Annotated in this window: 14 protein-coding genes; 5 read left to right on the top strand and 9 right to left on the bottom strand. The window is 37.5% G+C overall.

Going from position 1 to position 15884, the window contains the following annotated elements; translation table 11 throughout:
• Nucleotides 1-72: 72 nt before the first annotated feature.
• Nucleotides 73-1176, top strand: a complete 1104-nt coding sequence (locus ACR2MV_RS08275) for a hypothetical protein (protein WP_434021438.1) — start codon at nt 73-75, stop codon at nt 1174-1176.
• A 266-nt stretch (nt 1177-1442) separates the two neighbouring features.
• Nucleotides 1443-2546 (top strand): hypothetical protein, encoded by a 1104-nt coding sequence (locus ACR2MV_RS08270; protein WP_434021437.1) that lies wholly within the window; start codon nt 1443-1445, stop codon nt 2544-2546.
• A gap of 25 nt (nt 2547-2571) precedes the next feature.
• Here the strand turns inward: ACR2MV_RS08270 and ACR2MV_RS08265 are convergent, their stop codons facing one another.
• The 5 genes from ACR2MV_RS08265 to ACR2MV_RS08245 form a co-directional block, all read right to left on the bottom strand.
• A complete protein-coding gene (locus tag ACR2MV_RS08265) occupies nt 2572-3006 on the bottom strand; it encodes a YybH family protein (RefSeq protein WP_434021436.1) in 435 nt (144 codons plus the stop codon).
• A 299-nt stretch (nt 3007-3305) separates the two neighbouring features.
• A complete protein-coding gene (locus ACR2MV_RS08260; RefSeq protein WP_434021435.1) occupies nt 3306-4487 on the bottom strand; it encodes a hypothetical protein in 1182 nt (393 codons plus the stop codon).
• A gap of 268 nt (nt 4488-4755) precedes the next feature.
• Nucleotides 4756-5460, bottom strand: coding sequence for a hypothetical protein (locus tag ACR2MV_RS08255; RefSeq protein WP_434021434.1), 705 nt, complete (start codon nt 5458-5460; stop codon nt 4756-4758).
• Between the two features lie 154 nt (nt 5461-5614).
• The gene (locus ACR2MV_RS08250) at nt 5615-7690 is read right to left on the bottom strand and encodes an alpha/beta fold hydrolase (protein WP_434021433.1); all 2076 of its coding nucleotides are present in this window, start codon (nt 7688-7690) and stop codon (nt 5615-5617) included.
• Nucleotides 7691-7859: 169 nt separating this feature from the next.
• On the bottom strand, nt 7860-8282 hold the full coding sequence (locus tag ACR2MV_RS08245) for a cupin domain-containing protein (protein ID WP_434021432.1): 423 nt from the start codon (nt 8280-8282) through the stop codon (nt 7860-7862).
• Nucleotides 8283-8364: 82 nt separating this feature from the next.
• Here ACR2MV_RS08245 and ACR2MV_RS08240 point away from each other — a divergent pair, with 82 nt between their 5' ends.
• On the top strand, nt 8365-8979 hold the full coding sequence (locus ACR2MV_RS08240; RefSeq protein ID WP_434021431.1) for a TetR/AcrR family transcriptional regulator: 615 nt from the start codon (nt 8365-8367) through the stop codon (nt 8977-8979).
• A gap of 55 nt (nt 8980-9034) precedes the next feature.
• On the opposite strand, the gene ACR2MV_RS08235 is transcribed toward ACR2MV_RS08240, so the two are convergent.
• Nucleotides 9035-10093: a DUF6090 family protein gene (locus tag ACR2MV_RS08235; RefSeq protein ID WP_434021430.1), complete on the bottom strand. Its 1059-nt coding sequence runs from the start codon at nt 10091-10093 to the stop codon at nt 9035-9037.
• Nucleotides 10094-10289: 196 nt separating this feature from the next.
• Here ACR2MV_RS08235 and add point away from each other — a divergent pair, with 196 nt between their 5' ends.
• Complete coding sequence (gene add, locus ACR2MV_RS08230) at nt 10290-11279, top strand: adenosine deaminase (RefSeq protein ID WP_434021429.1); 990 nt, start codon at nt 10290-10292, stop codon at nt 11277-11279.
• A gap of 156 nt (nt 11280-11435) precedes the next feature.
• Nucleotides 11436-12752 (top strand): APC family permease, encoded by a 1317-nt coding sequence (locus ACR2MV_RS08225; RefSeq protein ID WP_434021428.1) that lies wholly within the window; start codon nt 11436-11438, stop codon nt 12750-12752.
• 80 nt (nt 12753-12832) lie between these two features.
• On the opposite strand, the gene ACR2MV_RS08220 is transcribed toward ACR2MV_RS08225, so the two are convergent.
• From ACR2MV_RS08220 to ACR2MV_RS08210, 3 genes are all read right to left on the bottom strand, one after another.
• Nucleotides 12833-13864 carry a hypothetical protein gene (locus tag ACR2MV_RS08220; RefSeq protein WP_434021427.1) on the bottom strand — a complete coding sequence of 344 codons (1032 nt, stop codon included), beginning with the start codon at nt 13862-13864 and terminating at the stop codon, nt 12833-12835.
• A 94-nt stretch (nt 13865-13958) separates the two neighbouring features.
• A complete protein-coding gene (locus ACR2MV_RS08215; RefSeq protein WP_434021426.1) occupies nt 13959-14402 on the bottom strand; it encodes a hypothetical protein in 444 nt (147 codons plus the stop codon).
• 155 nt (nt 14403-14557) lie between these two features.
• Nucleotides 14558-15685 (bottom strand): hypothetical protein, encoded by a 1128-nt coding sequence (locus tag ACR2MV_RS08210; protein WP_434021425.1) that lies wholly within the window; start codon nt 15683-15685, stop codon nt 14558-14560.
• Nucleotides 15686-15884: the final 199 nt, after the last annotated feature.

The following is a 15884-nucleotide window of genomic DNA, read 5'->3' as shown; positions in this document are numbered from 1 at the left end:
TTTTTTTAGGGTTTTTTTAGGTTCTTATCCCTGTTGTAGATAACAAGAATAATAATCTTTAAAATAGTAGATATGAAGACGACGATTAAAATTTTAGTAATGTTGCTGTTAACGGTATCTTTTGGATATAATTTACAAGCAGCTACAAATCCTCCGGCGGATAATAATGAGAAGATCAATGCGGAAGAATTAGTAAAAAAGACAGAAAGGGCTGTTGCTTTTATTGTAAAAGCAGGCCAGGAAACCACGGATAAAAACTTAAAGAGACAGAATAAACACGCTGAACCTTTTTGGAATTCGGTAAAAAAACTAAATGCCTCTGTAGAGAAATTAAATAATTATTTGTTTCTCAAAGATGATGGATTTCATAAAGCATTGGGAGAAACGGTGACAGCCAAAGAGCAGTTACTTACTACCTATGATATGCTTGGAGCTAAAGATCCTAAGGTGAAAGAAGGTATTGATAAGGCATCTTTGGCGGTTAACTTGTTGTATGAAAACTACAGTAAGGAGGCCCAAAGGAAAAATGATGGAGCAGAGTTGACATCCAAGGAGAAAAAGCAATTGGATGAAATTAAGCAGAAGAATAAGGAGCTGCAGGGAAAACTTTCTGAGCTTGAGGCAAAAGTTGGTAACAACAAGGAAATGTTAAAGAAGGTGAAGAAAATCAAGGAAAAATCAAATCAGGTTGTCCATTGCGGACATCATCCTTCAGGTTTTTTCTTTGCCATGTCGGCCATGCATATGATTAATGGATGGATGTGGGCCTACCATTGGTATTGGGGTCCATGGTATCCTGGATTTTACTACGGCTATGTAGATATATATGTGGATATTTATGACGACTATGCCTATGACTGGGGTTATTTAGATGGTGCAATAGATTCTTATGATTATGACTTAGATGTGGATGTGATGCCGATGGAGATGGAAGGAACAAATGATTATCTGAATGAAAGTTATGACAATTATGAGCAACCTGAAACCTACGATGATCAGACTTATGACAATGATATGATGCAGGAGGAGGTAATGCCGCAGCAAGAGATGATGCCTGAGCAATATGAAGAAATGCAGCCTCAGATGCAACCTCAGATAGAATATGAAATGATGGATAATTATCCGGCAGCGAGTGAAATGGATTATATGGATGCTCCGATGGACTTTGATTATTAAAGACAAATAGGAGATCAGAATAAATAGAAATGCTAAAAGCAGGGAGTGCACACTCCCTGCTTTTTTTGTGGAAAGTTTTATCCAGCTGGTGGGAATTTGAGTTCATTTATTGAGTTAAAACTGCAGGTTTTGATCGAAAGGCCCGATTATTGATCGTGATTAAGTTATCAGAACCCCATATGTGATAAAAACTTTTATCTTTGTGAATAGCGGCAGATTAAATGAACACGTAAGTTTTGATGTCGGAAGTGCCTAAATAGGATATTATGATAAATAAATATGTAAAATTAATCTTGCTAACGGTTTTTTTGTTTCAATTCTCGGGCTATGCCCAGGATGAAAATGATGAGCCTTTACTGGGGCTTCCAGGAGATGACTTGGATTTGTATGCGGTCTTGGATGTTTTTCAAAATTCTAAAACCATTGAAGACTTTGAAAAATCATTAAATGATGAAAATGTTGGTGTTAACAACCTGGACCTTAATAACGACGGGAAGGTTGATTTTATAAAGGTGGTTACGGAGCAAGACGGGGACGATTTTTTGTTTATTTTACAAGATCCAATCAGCGAAAAAGAAACACAGGATGTAGCGGTAATTGCTGTTTCCAAGGATGAGGCCGGAAAGGTTTATATGCAGATTATTGGAGATGAGGCGTTGTATGGAAAAGATTATGTTGTAGAACCCTCCACTGAAGTTCGGGCTGCTTCCACGGCAAATCCCGGCTATGTGGGAGAAGACCCTGTTACCGTGAATGTTGAGGCGACAACAGAAGTTATTGTTGTGGAATCAACTCCGGTAGTACAATATGTTTATTCAACAACCTATGTGCCCTATTACACTCCTTATTACTATGGTTACTATCCTCATTGGTGGAGACCGGTAGCAGTAGTTTCAATTGGAATTTATCGTCGTAACCGTTGGCATCACCATCACCATTACCACAGAGGTCGTGGTTCGGTGCATGTACATCATCACAATCATTACAATAATTATAACCGAAATAAGAGAAATACTTCGAATACTGTAAATAACAATATCAAGAACGGAAACTTTAAAACAGCAGGGCAAACTGGTTCTCGTCCATCTACTTCACAAGGGAATCGTGGAGGTACTAATGCTGCTACGTCGAACAGGGCTTCTACAGCAAACAGATCGGCAACTTCAAATAATAAGTCAACAGCAAACAACAGGTCATCTAACAGTTCTCAGAATCGCAGTAGTAGCGCGAACAGAAGTTCTAATTATAACAGATCATCATCATCTTCACAAAAATCATCTGCGTCACGCTCTATGAACTCTTCAAATCGTTCGTCAGGTGCATCACGTTCCGGTGGAGGTAGGTCTATGGGCGGAGGCCGAAGACGATAAAAACGGTAAGTAGTTGTGGTTACAACTAGTCAAGAGGCATGTCAGAGGCACTCATGTCTCTGAGGCAGACATATTGGCCGTCTCTTTTTTCAAACAAACTCATGTAATTGCCAGTATTGATCGCTGTATTGGTTGAATCAACTACCGTATAGTAGCCAATTTCAAGTACCTGCATACCATCATTTGATGGGAATACTTCAGTAGTAGTAAAAGAAATTTTATTGCTGTTTGAGCCAAGGTCGGACATTAGAAAATCGTAGCGCTCCATTTTGCTGCTGATCGGAGCCATATTCTGGTAATAGGTTACCGCATCGTCAGCGTAATACCCGATTTTTTTAACTTCTCCTGTATTATAAATTTTAGCAAATTGATTTTCTCTTGCTTGAATTTCCTTTTTAATTTGTTCTTTATCAATGCGAACGCTTGCTGTGTCGCCACTAGTAGAATTACAAGAAGTCATTATTAAAAGTAGACAAAATAGTGTGGATGTTTTAAGAATCAAGTTTTTCATATTATTTCGAATTAAAAATCAATTTGGGTATCAATGTCAAAAATAGGATAAATACCTCAATTTTTTAAAAATAGTAAAAATTTAAGGAATAGGTATGCATTTAATTTCAATTCTAAAACAGAAATGAATGTAAGATTTTCAGCCTTATGTTAATTAGGTAGTAGAATAGAAAGGCCCGATTGAATCGTTCAATCAGGCCTTTCTTTGATTACAAATGAGTACTATATTAAATAGGTATCCCTACTATTTTATTCTGGTAAAAATCTTTCTTGTCCTTTTAGGCCTAAAACAAAAGCATCTTTATAGCCTTTTTGTTTCATTTCATCCAAATGCTTTTGAGCTTCCGCTTGTGAGCTAAAAACACCAGAATAAAAACGATTATAACCATCGTCATATCTCTGGTTAAAAAGCCCTGAAGAGGTGTCATAAGTGCCTGTTTTAACATTTTTCTGGAAGGCTCCGATTTGTACGGTATAAGAAACAGTTTCACTGCTGAAATCGTAAGCAGCACCATCAAGGTCCTTAGACAGATCATTTTCTATTTGCTTGATCGCTGCTAAGTTTTCAGCTTCAAGAAGTATTTCGAGGTCCCTTAAATTAGCCGCTTTTTCAGCTGTCATGATGACGTCGGCATCGATGGCATTAAATGCAGCAACATAGTCTTCTTTTGAAGCATTCAGATCGACATCAATTTTAACGGCCGCCATGGGTACATCGTCTACAACCTGAGAGGCAAAAACATCAAATTCATCTCCTTCAGTATCTTTATCAGAAGCAAAGTATAAAACATCGCTTTCATCTACATAAGGAAATATTTCAATTTCAGAAGTATTGATTTTTGGTCCCATGTTTGAAGGTGTTCCATAGTTGCCCTCTTCCAAAAGTTCAACCACAAAAATATCTGTTTTACCAGTAGACTCAGGACCATCAGAAACAAAATATAATTTGGTGTCGTCGCTGCTCAAGGAAGGGTGGCCCGTAGAATGCTTTTTACCATTAAAAGGCAGCATTTCTAAATTAACCCAATCACCACTTTCGGTAACATCGGCTTTAAATAATTGCAACTGCACTGATTTTTTAATTTTTAAATTGCTTTCATCAACACTTTTTGTTTTCAGTTTTTTATTGGCGCTGAAAAAAACAGTTTTTTGATCTTTGGTGTAGGCAATCATATTTTCCTGAATATCGAAACCAGGATTGTCCAGCCATGAATCTTTGACTGTCATTAGATCTTCTTTTGAAACATAAACAGCATTGTCCACTGCATTAGCATGTATTCGGGTTTTGTTGATTTCATTGGATTCCACATTGCTTGCATCAGCATACGACATGTTGAAAATATCATCAGCATCGGCATGAGAATCTTGTGTGCCCTGGGCTAAAATTCCAAAAGGAATACCTAGTAAAAGCACGGTCATTAATTTTTTCATCGTTCTTTTTTTAGAGAAATCATAGAGGGATTTGAGTTCGGATTAATATAGCTACAACTTAATAATTTATTTATACACCTGATAATCCGACACTTATTAGTTATTAAGATACTTATTAACGAAAATTGTTGACAACATGTGAATAGAATTACTCAAAGAGTCAAGAAATTACTCAGTGAATTGCACTCCTAAAAAAGTGTTTTGACGCAATTATTATGCATAAAAAAACCTCCCAAAGGAAGGTTTTTCATTTTTGATAAAAGATAATTTACCACTGTCCCAGACGTACTCTTAGTCCGGATCTAACCAGACGCACACCGCCATTATTGTCCTGGAAAGTTTTCCAATCTGCTTGGCGTTTGGCCTTATCCGAGTCGGATAAGCCTGCATTGGCGCCTCCAATGGCACCTTTGAAATCCTTATATCCATCGATTACCCAATGGTTTTCTCCTTCAGGGGACACACCCGATGTGATATTACCCATCATTACTGCTCTTCCGGCAGGAGCATGATCGGTATTGTATTTTGTCAGGCTGCTTTCAAAAGCTGCGTAATCTTCTACATCAAGAATGTAGTAGCGCTGAATGGGATGATCTCCTGCCGAATCTCCATATGCTTTTTTCATGGTTCCCATACGAGCGCCGGATCCATCTTTAATGTGATGATCGAGTCTTGCTCCCAGTAAATCCCAGGCATCGCCTCCATCACTTGCATACATTCCGCCCAGGGCATCCAGAGAACCTGCAAATACGATCATATGTGTGGCAGTATTCTCTTCATCGTGAAAATGATTGGCATACAGCGAAACCGTTATTCCTTCCGTTTTGTGCTCCTTAAAATAATCGTCAATGAGTTTGAAAACAACAGATTCATTTTCTGGTTCAACAATAAAGGTGTAATTGGTCCAATAAGATTCCTGCGCACTCATGATCAGGCAGGCAAATACGAATAAGATTGTAAATAATTTTTTCATGGTTGTTTGGTTTTTTGATTGAATTACAAAATAAGCCAAAGACTCAATAAATCAAGGGTGCATTGGGACGAAGGACTTTGATAATTGTCCGAATCCCCTTAATTATTTATCGAATGGAATTAAAAACTATCATTTGACAAGATCATATCATTCCTCACGGTTTGATCTGATTTAATTCTTTGAGGTTGCCACTGTCTTTTATGTCTATGCTGCTACCTTCAAAATCGTTGCCAACTTCCTGGTACCTTCCACCCAGATGTTTTGATAAAAACATCTCAGTGACTGCGAAAAATGACAAACTGTTTTCGGGTCTTGCAAAGCCATGACCTTCATCTGGATACAGAATATAGGTCACCGGGATTTCTCTGCTATTCATGGCATCAACTATTTGATCCGCTTCAGACTGTTTTACTCTGGGGTCATTGGCCCCTTGCCCTATCAACAGAGGTTTCTTTATACTGTCAACACGTGTTAAAGGAGAGCGTTCCTCCAGTAATGACTTGCCTTCAGGTGTGTCAGGATCTCCGATGTGGAATACAAAAAGATCTCTGATAGATTTCCAATAAGGAGGAATGGTATTTAGTAGTGTGGTGAGGTTAGAAGGACCAACAATATCCACACCACAGGCAAAAACATCAGGAGTAAAAGTCATTCCTACCAAGGTGGCATACCCTCCGTAGCTTCCGCCCATTATTCCGATCTTGTCTTTTTCTGCGATGTTGTTGTTTACTGCCCAGTCTACTGCATCAATCAGGTCATCATGCATTTTCCCGGCCCATTCCTTTGCGGCGATGTTTACAAATTCTTTTCCGAATCCGGTGGACCCCCTAAAGTTGACGCTTAAAACCACATACCCTCTATTTGCAAGCCATTGGTGCATTCCATTAAAACCAAAACCGTCTCTTCCCCATGGTCCACCATGCACGAGAAGTACCATAGGAGCCGGTTTTTTTGTTTTTCCACCGGCATCAATTTCATGTGGAATTGTCATGTATGAAACTAGTTTATGACCGTCTCTACTGTCTATTTCAATAGGATACATATTGGCTAATTGCACATCATCAAAGGCAGGTTTGGAAGAAACCAAAAAAGTTGCTTTTCTGGTATTTCTGTCAAACTTGTAGTATTTCAAAAACTCTTTAGGAGAGTCATAGGCGATGATCCAGGTCTTATCATCCGCGGACCTCATGTAAACACCAAAGTCTCCCTCATTAAAGGCTTCCAGATAAGCCAAATCTTCTTTTAGATCATCTGAAACGGCCACCCATTTAGATCTGAAATAATTATCTTCAAAAGCATCTACCTCGTAGCTGATAGGATTTACTAGAATGTTTGAAATATCAGCTTTTTCGTTTTCGGCGATTAACTCTTTTTCGTCTGTTTTAATGTTGACTTTGTACAGAGCAGCCTTGTCTCTGCCACGGCTGTCACCTATATAAAGGTTTTCATTCGTTTTGTCGAAGCCCCATATGCCGAAATTCATCATATCTTCCTGAGGAATTTTCATATAATGTGATGTACCTTGATTTTCATCAATCTTAATCACATCCATACCTCCATCTGCTAACATTTTGGATGCAAGGCGCACGGTATTAGAATTATCTACGGTGATAGCGGCATACCCTTCATCTTTAAAAACCAATTCCATTTTGTTAGTTTCAAGATTGATTTTATGCACATCCATTAGTGCAGGGTCCACGTTGTTAATCTGTATCAGAATATTGTTTGGATCTTCTTTTGTGACGCTTAAAATATTAGCTCTTGGACGCACAACTTTTCCATTAGAAGGGTCTATAAGTGCTTCCCCATCGGGTCCAATGATGTTTTCTATTGGCGTAAGGTCTTCATCAACTTTGGTTTCTACATTTACTTTATGTACATGCCAGTTCTCATCACCTCCAACATCCTGAGCATATAATAAAATGCCGGGCTTGTAAGACCAGGTGTATCCGTTAATACCCCTTAAAGTGTCATTGGTAACGGCCACAGCATTGTCAGGTGTATCAATGGGTGCCACCCATATATTCATCACTCCATCCTTAGGAGCTCTATAACTGAAATAGGCGCCATCAGGGCTGATTCGAATTTGTATTTTATCAGGATTTCCAAAATATAATTCCCTGTCTACGAGTTCGGGAACTGTATTCTGAGCTTCGGGTGCTTGTTCTTTTTTTTCACAGCTGCTGATCAGCAATAGAAGAATAAAGAATAGGTTTTTAAAGTGTTTCATGATCTTTGATTGATTTTAGTTTCCACTGAAATTAGAAAGAACACAAAGTATCTTCAAACAAGTTGGGATGAAGCACATCAGATTCTTTCCCAAACCCCTCATATATTTATCAAGCGTATGAAGGGAGCTCTAAAAATCTGAACCGCACTTGCAGGATGATTTAGATCAATTACATGGATATGACCATGTCGTAATCTGCAGCAGTTTGCAACACTTTTTCAATAATTGCAGGGTTTGTAGATTGTGTCGCAGCGTTTTCTTCAGTATCTGAAACACCAAAATCCTCAAAGAACTTTAAAAAGCCTTTCGGACTATGAACATTGACCCATTTACAAGATTGGTCAGAATTGTTTGAAAAGGTATGAATGGTATCGGGTGGAAGATTTATAGATTCTCCCTTTTGCACGAGCACAGGGCTTCCATTTACAAGAAATTCCATTTCACCTTCCGTGACTAGAAAAACCTCATGAAATTTGTGGTGCTGATGGGGTGGAGGTCCTGGAGTGTGAGCCGGCGTATCTCCGGTAATCATATCATAATCGCCTGTAACTGATTGAGCATCTATCTTGTGCCCTAGTATCCAATGTGCCATAATTTTAAGGTTTATGAGATTAGTGTCTCACAAACTTAAGATATTATTTTGTATTATCCAATTTTTATGAGATATTTGTCTCATGAACAAAATGTCACTTAGTCAGGGAAGGGTTAATCAAAAGAACAAAACAAGAACTAAGATTCTTGATGCAGCCAAGGAATTAATGTCGGGCAGTAAAAAGCTGACCTTAGAAGAGGTAGCTCATCAGGCAAGGATAGGTAGAGCAACCATTTATCGGTATTTCCCAAATGTTGAATTGTTAATTACTGAGGCATCTCTGGATATCCATTTTTTATCCTCGGAAGAGTTATTTGAAAAAGTCAAACACTTACCAATTCCGGAGCGTATAAAGTATATTCAGGACTATTATAACGAACTGGCTCAGAAACATGAAGTCATTTTCAGGAGGTATTTGAGTGCCGCTCTGCTTGAATCGATTGCTACTGGAAACAAGATCAGAGGGGCAAGAAGGTTAGAAACCATGTCCTTGGTATTGTCATCTGCAAAAGGATTGGTTAGTGAGAAAGATCTTGAAAATCTAAAAAACATTGGGACCATACTGATGGGGATAGAATCGTTAATCGTAGCGAAAGATGTTTGCGATCTGACTAATGAACAATTGAATAAAACCTTGAATTGGGCGATTGACATGATCTTGAAAGGCATGGCTGATGGAGGTGAAGATTTTGTTTAGATATATGTGATTTTTGTGAAGTTGATCTCACTGAACAGCTTTATTAAAAGGTATACTACTTTTCCAACGGATCAAATTGATAGGTTTTATTTTCAAGATTCAAGGTTACTCTATAAAACCCGGCTTTGACAGGAATATCTTCAAAATAATAGATAGCATCGCCTTCAGGGAAAGAAGAGCCTCCCCAATTCTGTGTCCAACTATCGCTACTCCTAAACTTTAATTCCCCATCATTTAATTGTACTTCTATCACCCAAACACTCTTTTCACGATCTGTTTGCTTCATGTAAACTGTTTTATCCCATCCTGATTCAAGAGCAGATCCTACAATACCGATATCTTTATACAGCAAACGTACTTCCGGGTTGTATGACTTAATAATCTGTAGCAGGCTATTTGCTTCGTCCAATGTATTTGCCAAATCGAGCTGAATGGTTTTAAGGCGTGAAGCTTTTAGTGTTCTGAGCCCAGATTTAAATGCAGTTGTTCGAATTAAGCTTCTAACCTGATCAATTTCTCCTTGATTAAAAAAACTTTTGTCCATTCCTTTAAAGTTGTTGAATTCAGAAAAGCTAAAGGTAAGACTGGGAGAAGGGATGCCTTCTCTGTTTAACAAGGGTTCTAGAAGGAGCTCTTTTCTCTCACTTATCCATGAGAAATTCTTCACAAACGAATTGATTTGCTTCGTAACTTTTAATTGATTGAGGTCATCATAGTTGTAGTTTAAGCCAGATAGAATTTCTTGTCCCTGATTATTCCTGATGGAGTACAGGTCAATTTTCATGTCAACATAAAACAAGGCAAAAGGTAAAATGCTATCTGGAATAGAATCAGGATTTAAGAGAATTGAATCAATCAATGAAACTTGACGTTCTAAAGACAAAAGATTATTTTTGATCCAGTCTTTTTTTTCATTTACATCGTTATAAATTTGTTCCAATACCAATTTGTAATTTTCGGCTTCTTTTTTTCTTTCATTCCAATTGTTGATCTGAAGTGCAAGAAGAATTCCTATAACAACCAAAAGTATTTCTCCAAATGCATAGCGTGAATATTTAAAAAACTGATTGTCAGTGGCTAGTTTTTTCCGAATTTTTCTAAAAAAAGTGATCATGCGATATTCTGGTTGAGAGATAAATATAAAGATTTAAGAATGATTTGGTTTATCAAAAGAATATACTTCGTGCATATCCATGCTAGGGAAGACCAAATAAACTGTGTCATTTTTTATATTTTCGAACCTGCCAGTAAATATGTTTATCTTGCGAGCGAATTGGTACGGATACAATTTAAAGGATTACAAAGCGAAAATGAATTATAAAAACCATCCCAAAATAGAATTGCATTTACACTTAGATTGTTCTTTAAGTTATGAGGTGGCACAACAACTAAACCCTTCGATTAGTGAAAAGGAGTATCAAGATTCATTTATTGCTCCTGATAAGTGCTTAGATCTGAGTGATTATATCAGCAGGGCGGTGAAAGGTATTGAACTCATGCAGACCAAACAGCAATTGAGATGGGTAACCCTTGATTTATTTCAGCAGCTCAAGAAGGACAATGTTATTTATGCAGAAATTCGATTTGCACCACTTCTTCATACAGCTGGCGGACTTAGGCCAGAGGAAGTTGTGTCTGTGGTAAATAAAGCCGTGGCAGAAGGAATTGCTGAATATGAGATTGACGCCGGTATCATTTTATGTACACTTAGAAATTACAGCCAGGCCCAGGGTATGGAAACTGTGCAACTTGTCAAAAAGTTTAAAGGCACTCATGTTGTAGGCTTTGATATAGCCTCAGATGAGGCGAATTTCCCCATTGATGAACATATAAAAGCCTTTCAATTCGCAAAAGAGCATGGTATCAATTGTACGGCTCATGCGGGAGAAGCAAAGGGGGCAGAAAGCGTTGTGGAAACATTGGAAAACTTTCAACCCGTTCGCATTGGTCATGGAGTTAGAAGCATAGAAGATCCGGATTTACTGAAGACATTAAAACAAAAAAAGATTCATTTGGAAGTATGTCCTACCAGTAATATTCAGGTAGATGTTTTTGATACTATCCAAGATCATTCCGTTGATAAATTATACAAGGCAGGAATTTCTGTAGGAATCAATACTGATGCTAGAGCCATATCAAATGTGACGTTAACACAAGAATATCAATTGCTGCAAGAAGTTTTTGGTTGGAAATCAAAGGATTTTAAAAAGTGTAATCTGGAAGCTATTGAGCACTCATTTGCTTCGGAAGAAATGAAAGAGAAACTTCGTTTGGAAATAGAAAGAGGGTATTCAGAATAAAAAAGCAATTTTTGTGCTATTTCGTTGTCGAATTATTTGGATAATCCGGACGTTCCTTGAACGATGACAACATGAACTTAACAGATATATAAGTGCTTATCTGTTTTACTTTCCTATCTTACAATACCAAATCAATCAATCCAAATCAATCAACTTATGGCTATTAAAGAAAAAGACGAAGGACTTAAACGTGTTATAGGTGTAACCGGGTTGTCCTTGAATATTGTCAACCTCACTATAGGAGCTGGTATATTCGTTCTTCCGGCCATTGTAGGGATTGAATTGGGAGGTTTCTCTGTTTTTGCCTATATCTTTTGTGGGCTCATGATGGCTGTGATCATGTTGTGTTATGCCGAAATTGGTACCAGAGTGACAAACTCCGGAGGGAGTTATGCATATGTAGAAGCGGCTTTTGGAGATTATGCCGGTTTTATAGTCAGCTGGCTGATGGTATTTGGCTGGAGTATTTTGGGAAGCGCTGCACTGATGAATATTATCGCCGATTCAATAGCGGTCGTCTTTCCTGTGTTTGCTGAAAAATGGTCGCGCGTGTTACTTTATGTGGTCTTACTTGGATTTCTATTAATCACCAATATCAAGGGGGCCAAGGAAGGTGTTGCTTTTATCAAGACGATTACCATTATCAAACTACTCCCATTATTGGCCATTATCATTTTTGGGATTAGCGATATCGATACAACCAACTTGTATTGGGAATATTTCCCTGGTTTTAAAACGTTTGGAAGTGCCACACTTGCATTATTTTTTGCATTCGCAGGATTTGAAACGGCCCTGGGCGCCAGTGGCGAAATTAAAAACCCACAACGCACCATTCCCTTAGGGATATTATTCGGAGGTGCTTTAATATTAATAATGTACTTATTGCTTCAAACGGTCATTCAGGGTATTCTGGGTGGTGATATGTCAGCCGTAAGGGATGCTCCTTTAGCAGCTGTGGCCGAGCAGCTTATAGGTCCTGTAGGAGGACTTGTATTGTTAATCGCAGCAGCATTTTCTTGTTTTGGGGCGGTCAGTTCGGATATTTTAAATACACCGAGGGTTATTTTTGCCGGTTCTAATGATGGTTTGTTTCCTAAGTTTCTGGGTAAAATCCATCCAAAATTTGCCACACCTTATTGGTCAATTACCTGCTTTGTGGCCTTGATTTTCGTATTCTCCGTTTGGGGTAGTTTTGAGCAACTCGCTTTGTTGGCGAGTGCTGCTATTCTATTGATTTACTTAATGGTTGTCCTGGCCACCATTAAGTTACGGCTAAAAGAAAAGAAAGGATCAGAAGAGATTTTTAAAATGCCAGGTGGGCTGTTGATACCGATTATCGCAATTGCCTGTATTGCTTGGTTGCTCAGTTCTCTCAGTAAGTCAGAGATAATTATGACCCTTGTTTTTATTGCCTTGGTAAGTGTTATTTATTTTGTCATGAAGTTTATTAAAAAGAAAGCGGGAGTACCTTAAAACTTTAATGCTTTAGTTTAATTGTAAGACGGACCTTTCAGGTGTTGCTATAGCCGAAAAAATGATAGTAGCCGTAGTAGTTAATCGCTTTGTACATATACCTCATATGCAGGATTTTCTCCGCCATGTATCAGTGATTTCTCATTGTTATTATCGGTTTTGATATGATAAATACCATAGGAATTATTGATGTAAAAGGTATTTTGATCAATAGGAACAATACTGTATTCCTGTACAAGCCCATCAAAATCTTTACGATGCAAGAATAAGGCGTTACCCCTTGATTGTATGGAAACAAAAGGCGCATTACTGTTGTAATTTCCATGATAAAACGGAAAATTTGAGGGGTCAATGTCGAAAAGCTTTTCCTCATTTCGTGAAGGATCTTCATGACTGAGGTATTGAAACAATCTGTTGTAGGCTTTCACAGCAGTGGTGCGACCTTCTTGAAGGGATCGAAGAAAATTGGGCCCGAACATTCTGTAGTAGAAATAGGCATAATTCATAAAACGCTGATCATGTAAATGAAAATCATACATTTCATCAGTCATTGAGCCAAGTTTGATGTCTTTGTACCATACTTTATCATCCCTTAAAAAAATGATATAATCAGCACAAACTTCAGCGACCAATCCCGAACTGGACATCATGCCAACTACGTCAAATTGGTAAAAGGCATCTAGATACATTTTTAAGCTGTCAAGCGATTCAGGAATGTTTTCCTGGTTGGACACAAAGCTTTTATACGTATTGTCTAAAACATCCACATTCTGATAGGTAGTAATCAAATTAGGGTATAAGGGGCTTTCTTTATAGGTTTTTAGTTCGACCTGTTCATTTATAATTGTACGCAATAAAGAGTCAGTTTCCAAGGCAAAATTAATCTGCCTATCTAAATATTGTATGTTTAAAATGAGTTCACTTTCAACCTTCTTGAGCTTAGAGATGAGTTGGTTCTTTTGTTTTTTAGACTCATTCATGTCGTTGACCTGGAGCGCGATTAGAATTCCTAAAACAACAAGTATTATTTCTCCAATGGCATAGCGGCTGTACTTTATAAATTGATTGTCGTCGGCAAGTTTTTTTCTTATTCTTCGAAAGAAAGGGGTCATATAAAGGTTGTTGATGCCTAAATATAATCAATTGCTTTTAATATACCTTTTGAGATGGTCTTTCAAAAGGGTTCGTTCAATGCAATAAAAAATTCTAATCAATTTTTTCAAAATCGGTTTCTGCGATTCTGTTCTTTACACTTAACAACAATCGATCATAGATTTTTGAGTGCATTTCAAATTCCTCCGGGCTCAGGATTTTTTCCAGTTCCTTATCCTGATTTTTGATCATTTCATCCATCTTCTGAACAATTTCTTCCTTGCTATTGCCCATATCCTTATCGTCAAGTCTTTGAATTTTCCCCATATAAGAGAGTAAAATAGAGGTGTAGAGACTTTCTTTTTCTTCGGAAAGATTCATTTGTTCAAATTCCTTTTGTATCCAATGTTGAATGTTATCTCTTTCCTCTACAGTAAATATTTGCACCTTGTTTTCTTGGTATTCTTTTTGTTTTTCTGTCAGTTCCTGTGCGCTAAGTCCGAATGAAAACATCGACATTAGAAAGGCAACCAACAGGAATTTATTCATTTTCATCATGATATGTTATTTCGAATGAGTGTTCAAATGTAGGATTTGTATGGAAGTAAACAAATAATGCTGCAAAATTCACAGCATTATGTAAAAAAAAATCTCTGAGTAATTGGTCCTCAGAGATTTTTCATCATTTGCGTAGTAAATGCTTTTTTAGAAAATTAATAGACAGGATTTTGAAGTGATGGCATTGGGCAATCACCTATTGCAGCGTGCAATGAAATAAAAGTTTCATCACTTTCATCATGCGATAGCCAAGGCAGTCCCTTAAACTCAAAAGTAGTTTCTCCTGCCACCATTTCATGCTGAAAAATCATATGCTTTTCATCTGTAATAATGACTTTGTTTTCTAAATCATGTTGAGGAACTCTGTCAGCACCTATGTATAAGTCTAATTGAATACTCGATGCTGCGTATTTGTCTTCAAGTACGTATTTTATATCTACATATGGTTTGCCATCGTCTCCTTCATACGCTTTGATAAATACTTCTCCTACTTTAGTAGCAGCAGGGTCCGTGATATTGCCATCCGTATCTTGAGGAGCACATTCCAGGGCGTTTACAATAAGAGACAGGTTATATTCCTGATCTTTCATTTCGGCAAAACTATATTTGTTTGACCAAAAAGTAAACATTGTACCGCCAAACCACATGTTCAGGCAGCATTTTTCATCCGGGTTTTGATAATCATTACCAAAACTACACCAGCATTGACAACATTGAGTAGTGTAATCTATATAATACCACCATGCATTTCCTGTACCATCATCACATCCTCCCCATGCAGTTTCACCGCTATTGTCGGCAATTACATCTGCATGAACTAAAACATAAAATTGATTATTTGTACATTCATCTCCCGGTTCAACGAGATCACTTAAAGGTATTTGCACGGTGACCTGGGTTTCATTTTCTTCAACATCAACCTTATAAGGAAACTGACCAGCAGGAGGTCTGCTACTGGGTAAACTGGTTACAACATCAATTTTGACCTGTTCGGTCCCTGATTGAAATCCTTCATCAGAAATTACAGTGACATAGAGGTTGTTGCCGTCATTTCCAACAATTACCTTTCCGGCATCGATGTTTTGACCTGCCCATAAACATTCTTCTTGTTCACCACAATAAGTAATCTTTTCGGGAATGGCAATTCGGTTAAAATCTTTGGTTTCCACAAAATCGTAAATGTCCAGGTAATCTGAACCTGACGGGTCACTTTTATTATCTTGACATGAAACAAAAAAAAGGAAATAGGTGAGCACACCAATAACTGGTAAGAACTTTTTCATAGCGAGGGGGTTTAAAGTTATACTGGGCCAAATATATAAAAAATTAATTAAAAGGGTTTTTATCAGACGTTTAGCACCTTAGTCCATGTTGTTAAATATTGAGTTAACATCATAATAATTGGTTTTATTATTTGTGTTATGTAGAAATCCATTCTTAAAAAATTCTTATTTTTAAAAAGCTAATCAAAAGTTGATTCTA

This window comes from Lutimonas sp., assembly GCF_051011215.1.
Taxonomy (GTDB): Bacteria; Bacteroidota; Bacteroidia; order Flavobacteriales; family Flavobacteriaceae; genus Lutimonas.
This window is presented reverse-complemented; position numbering and strand designations above follow the sequence as displayed.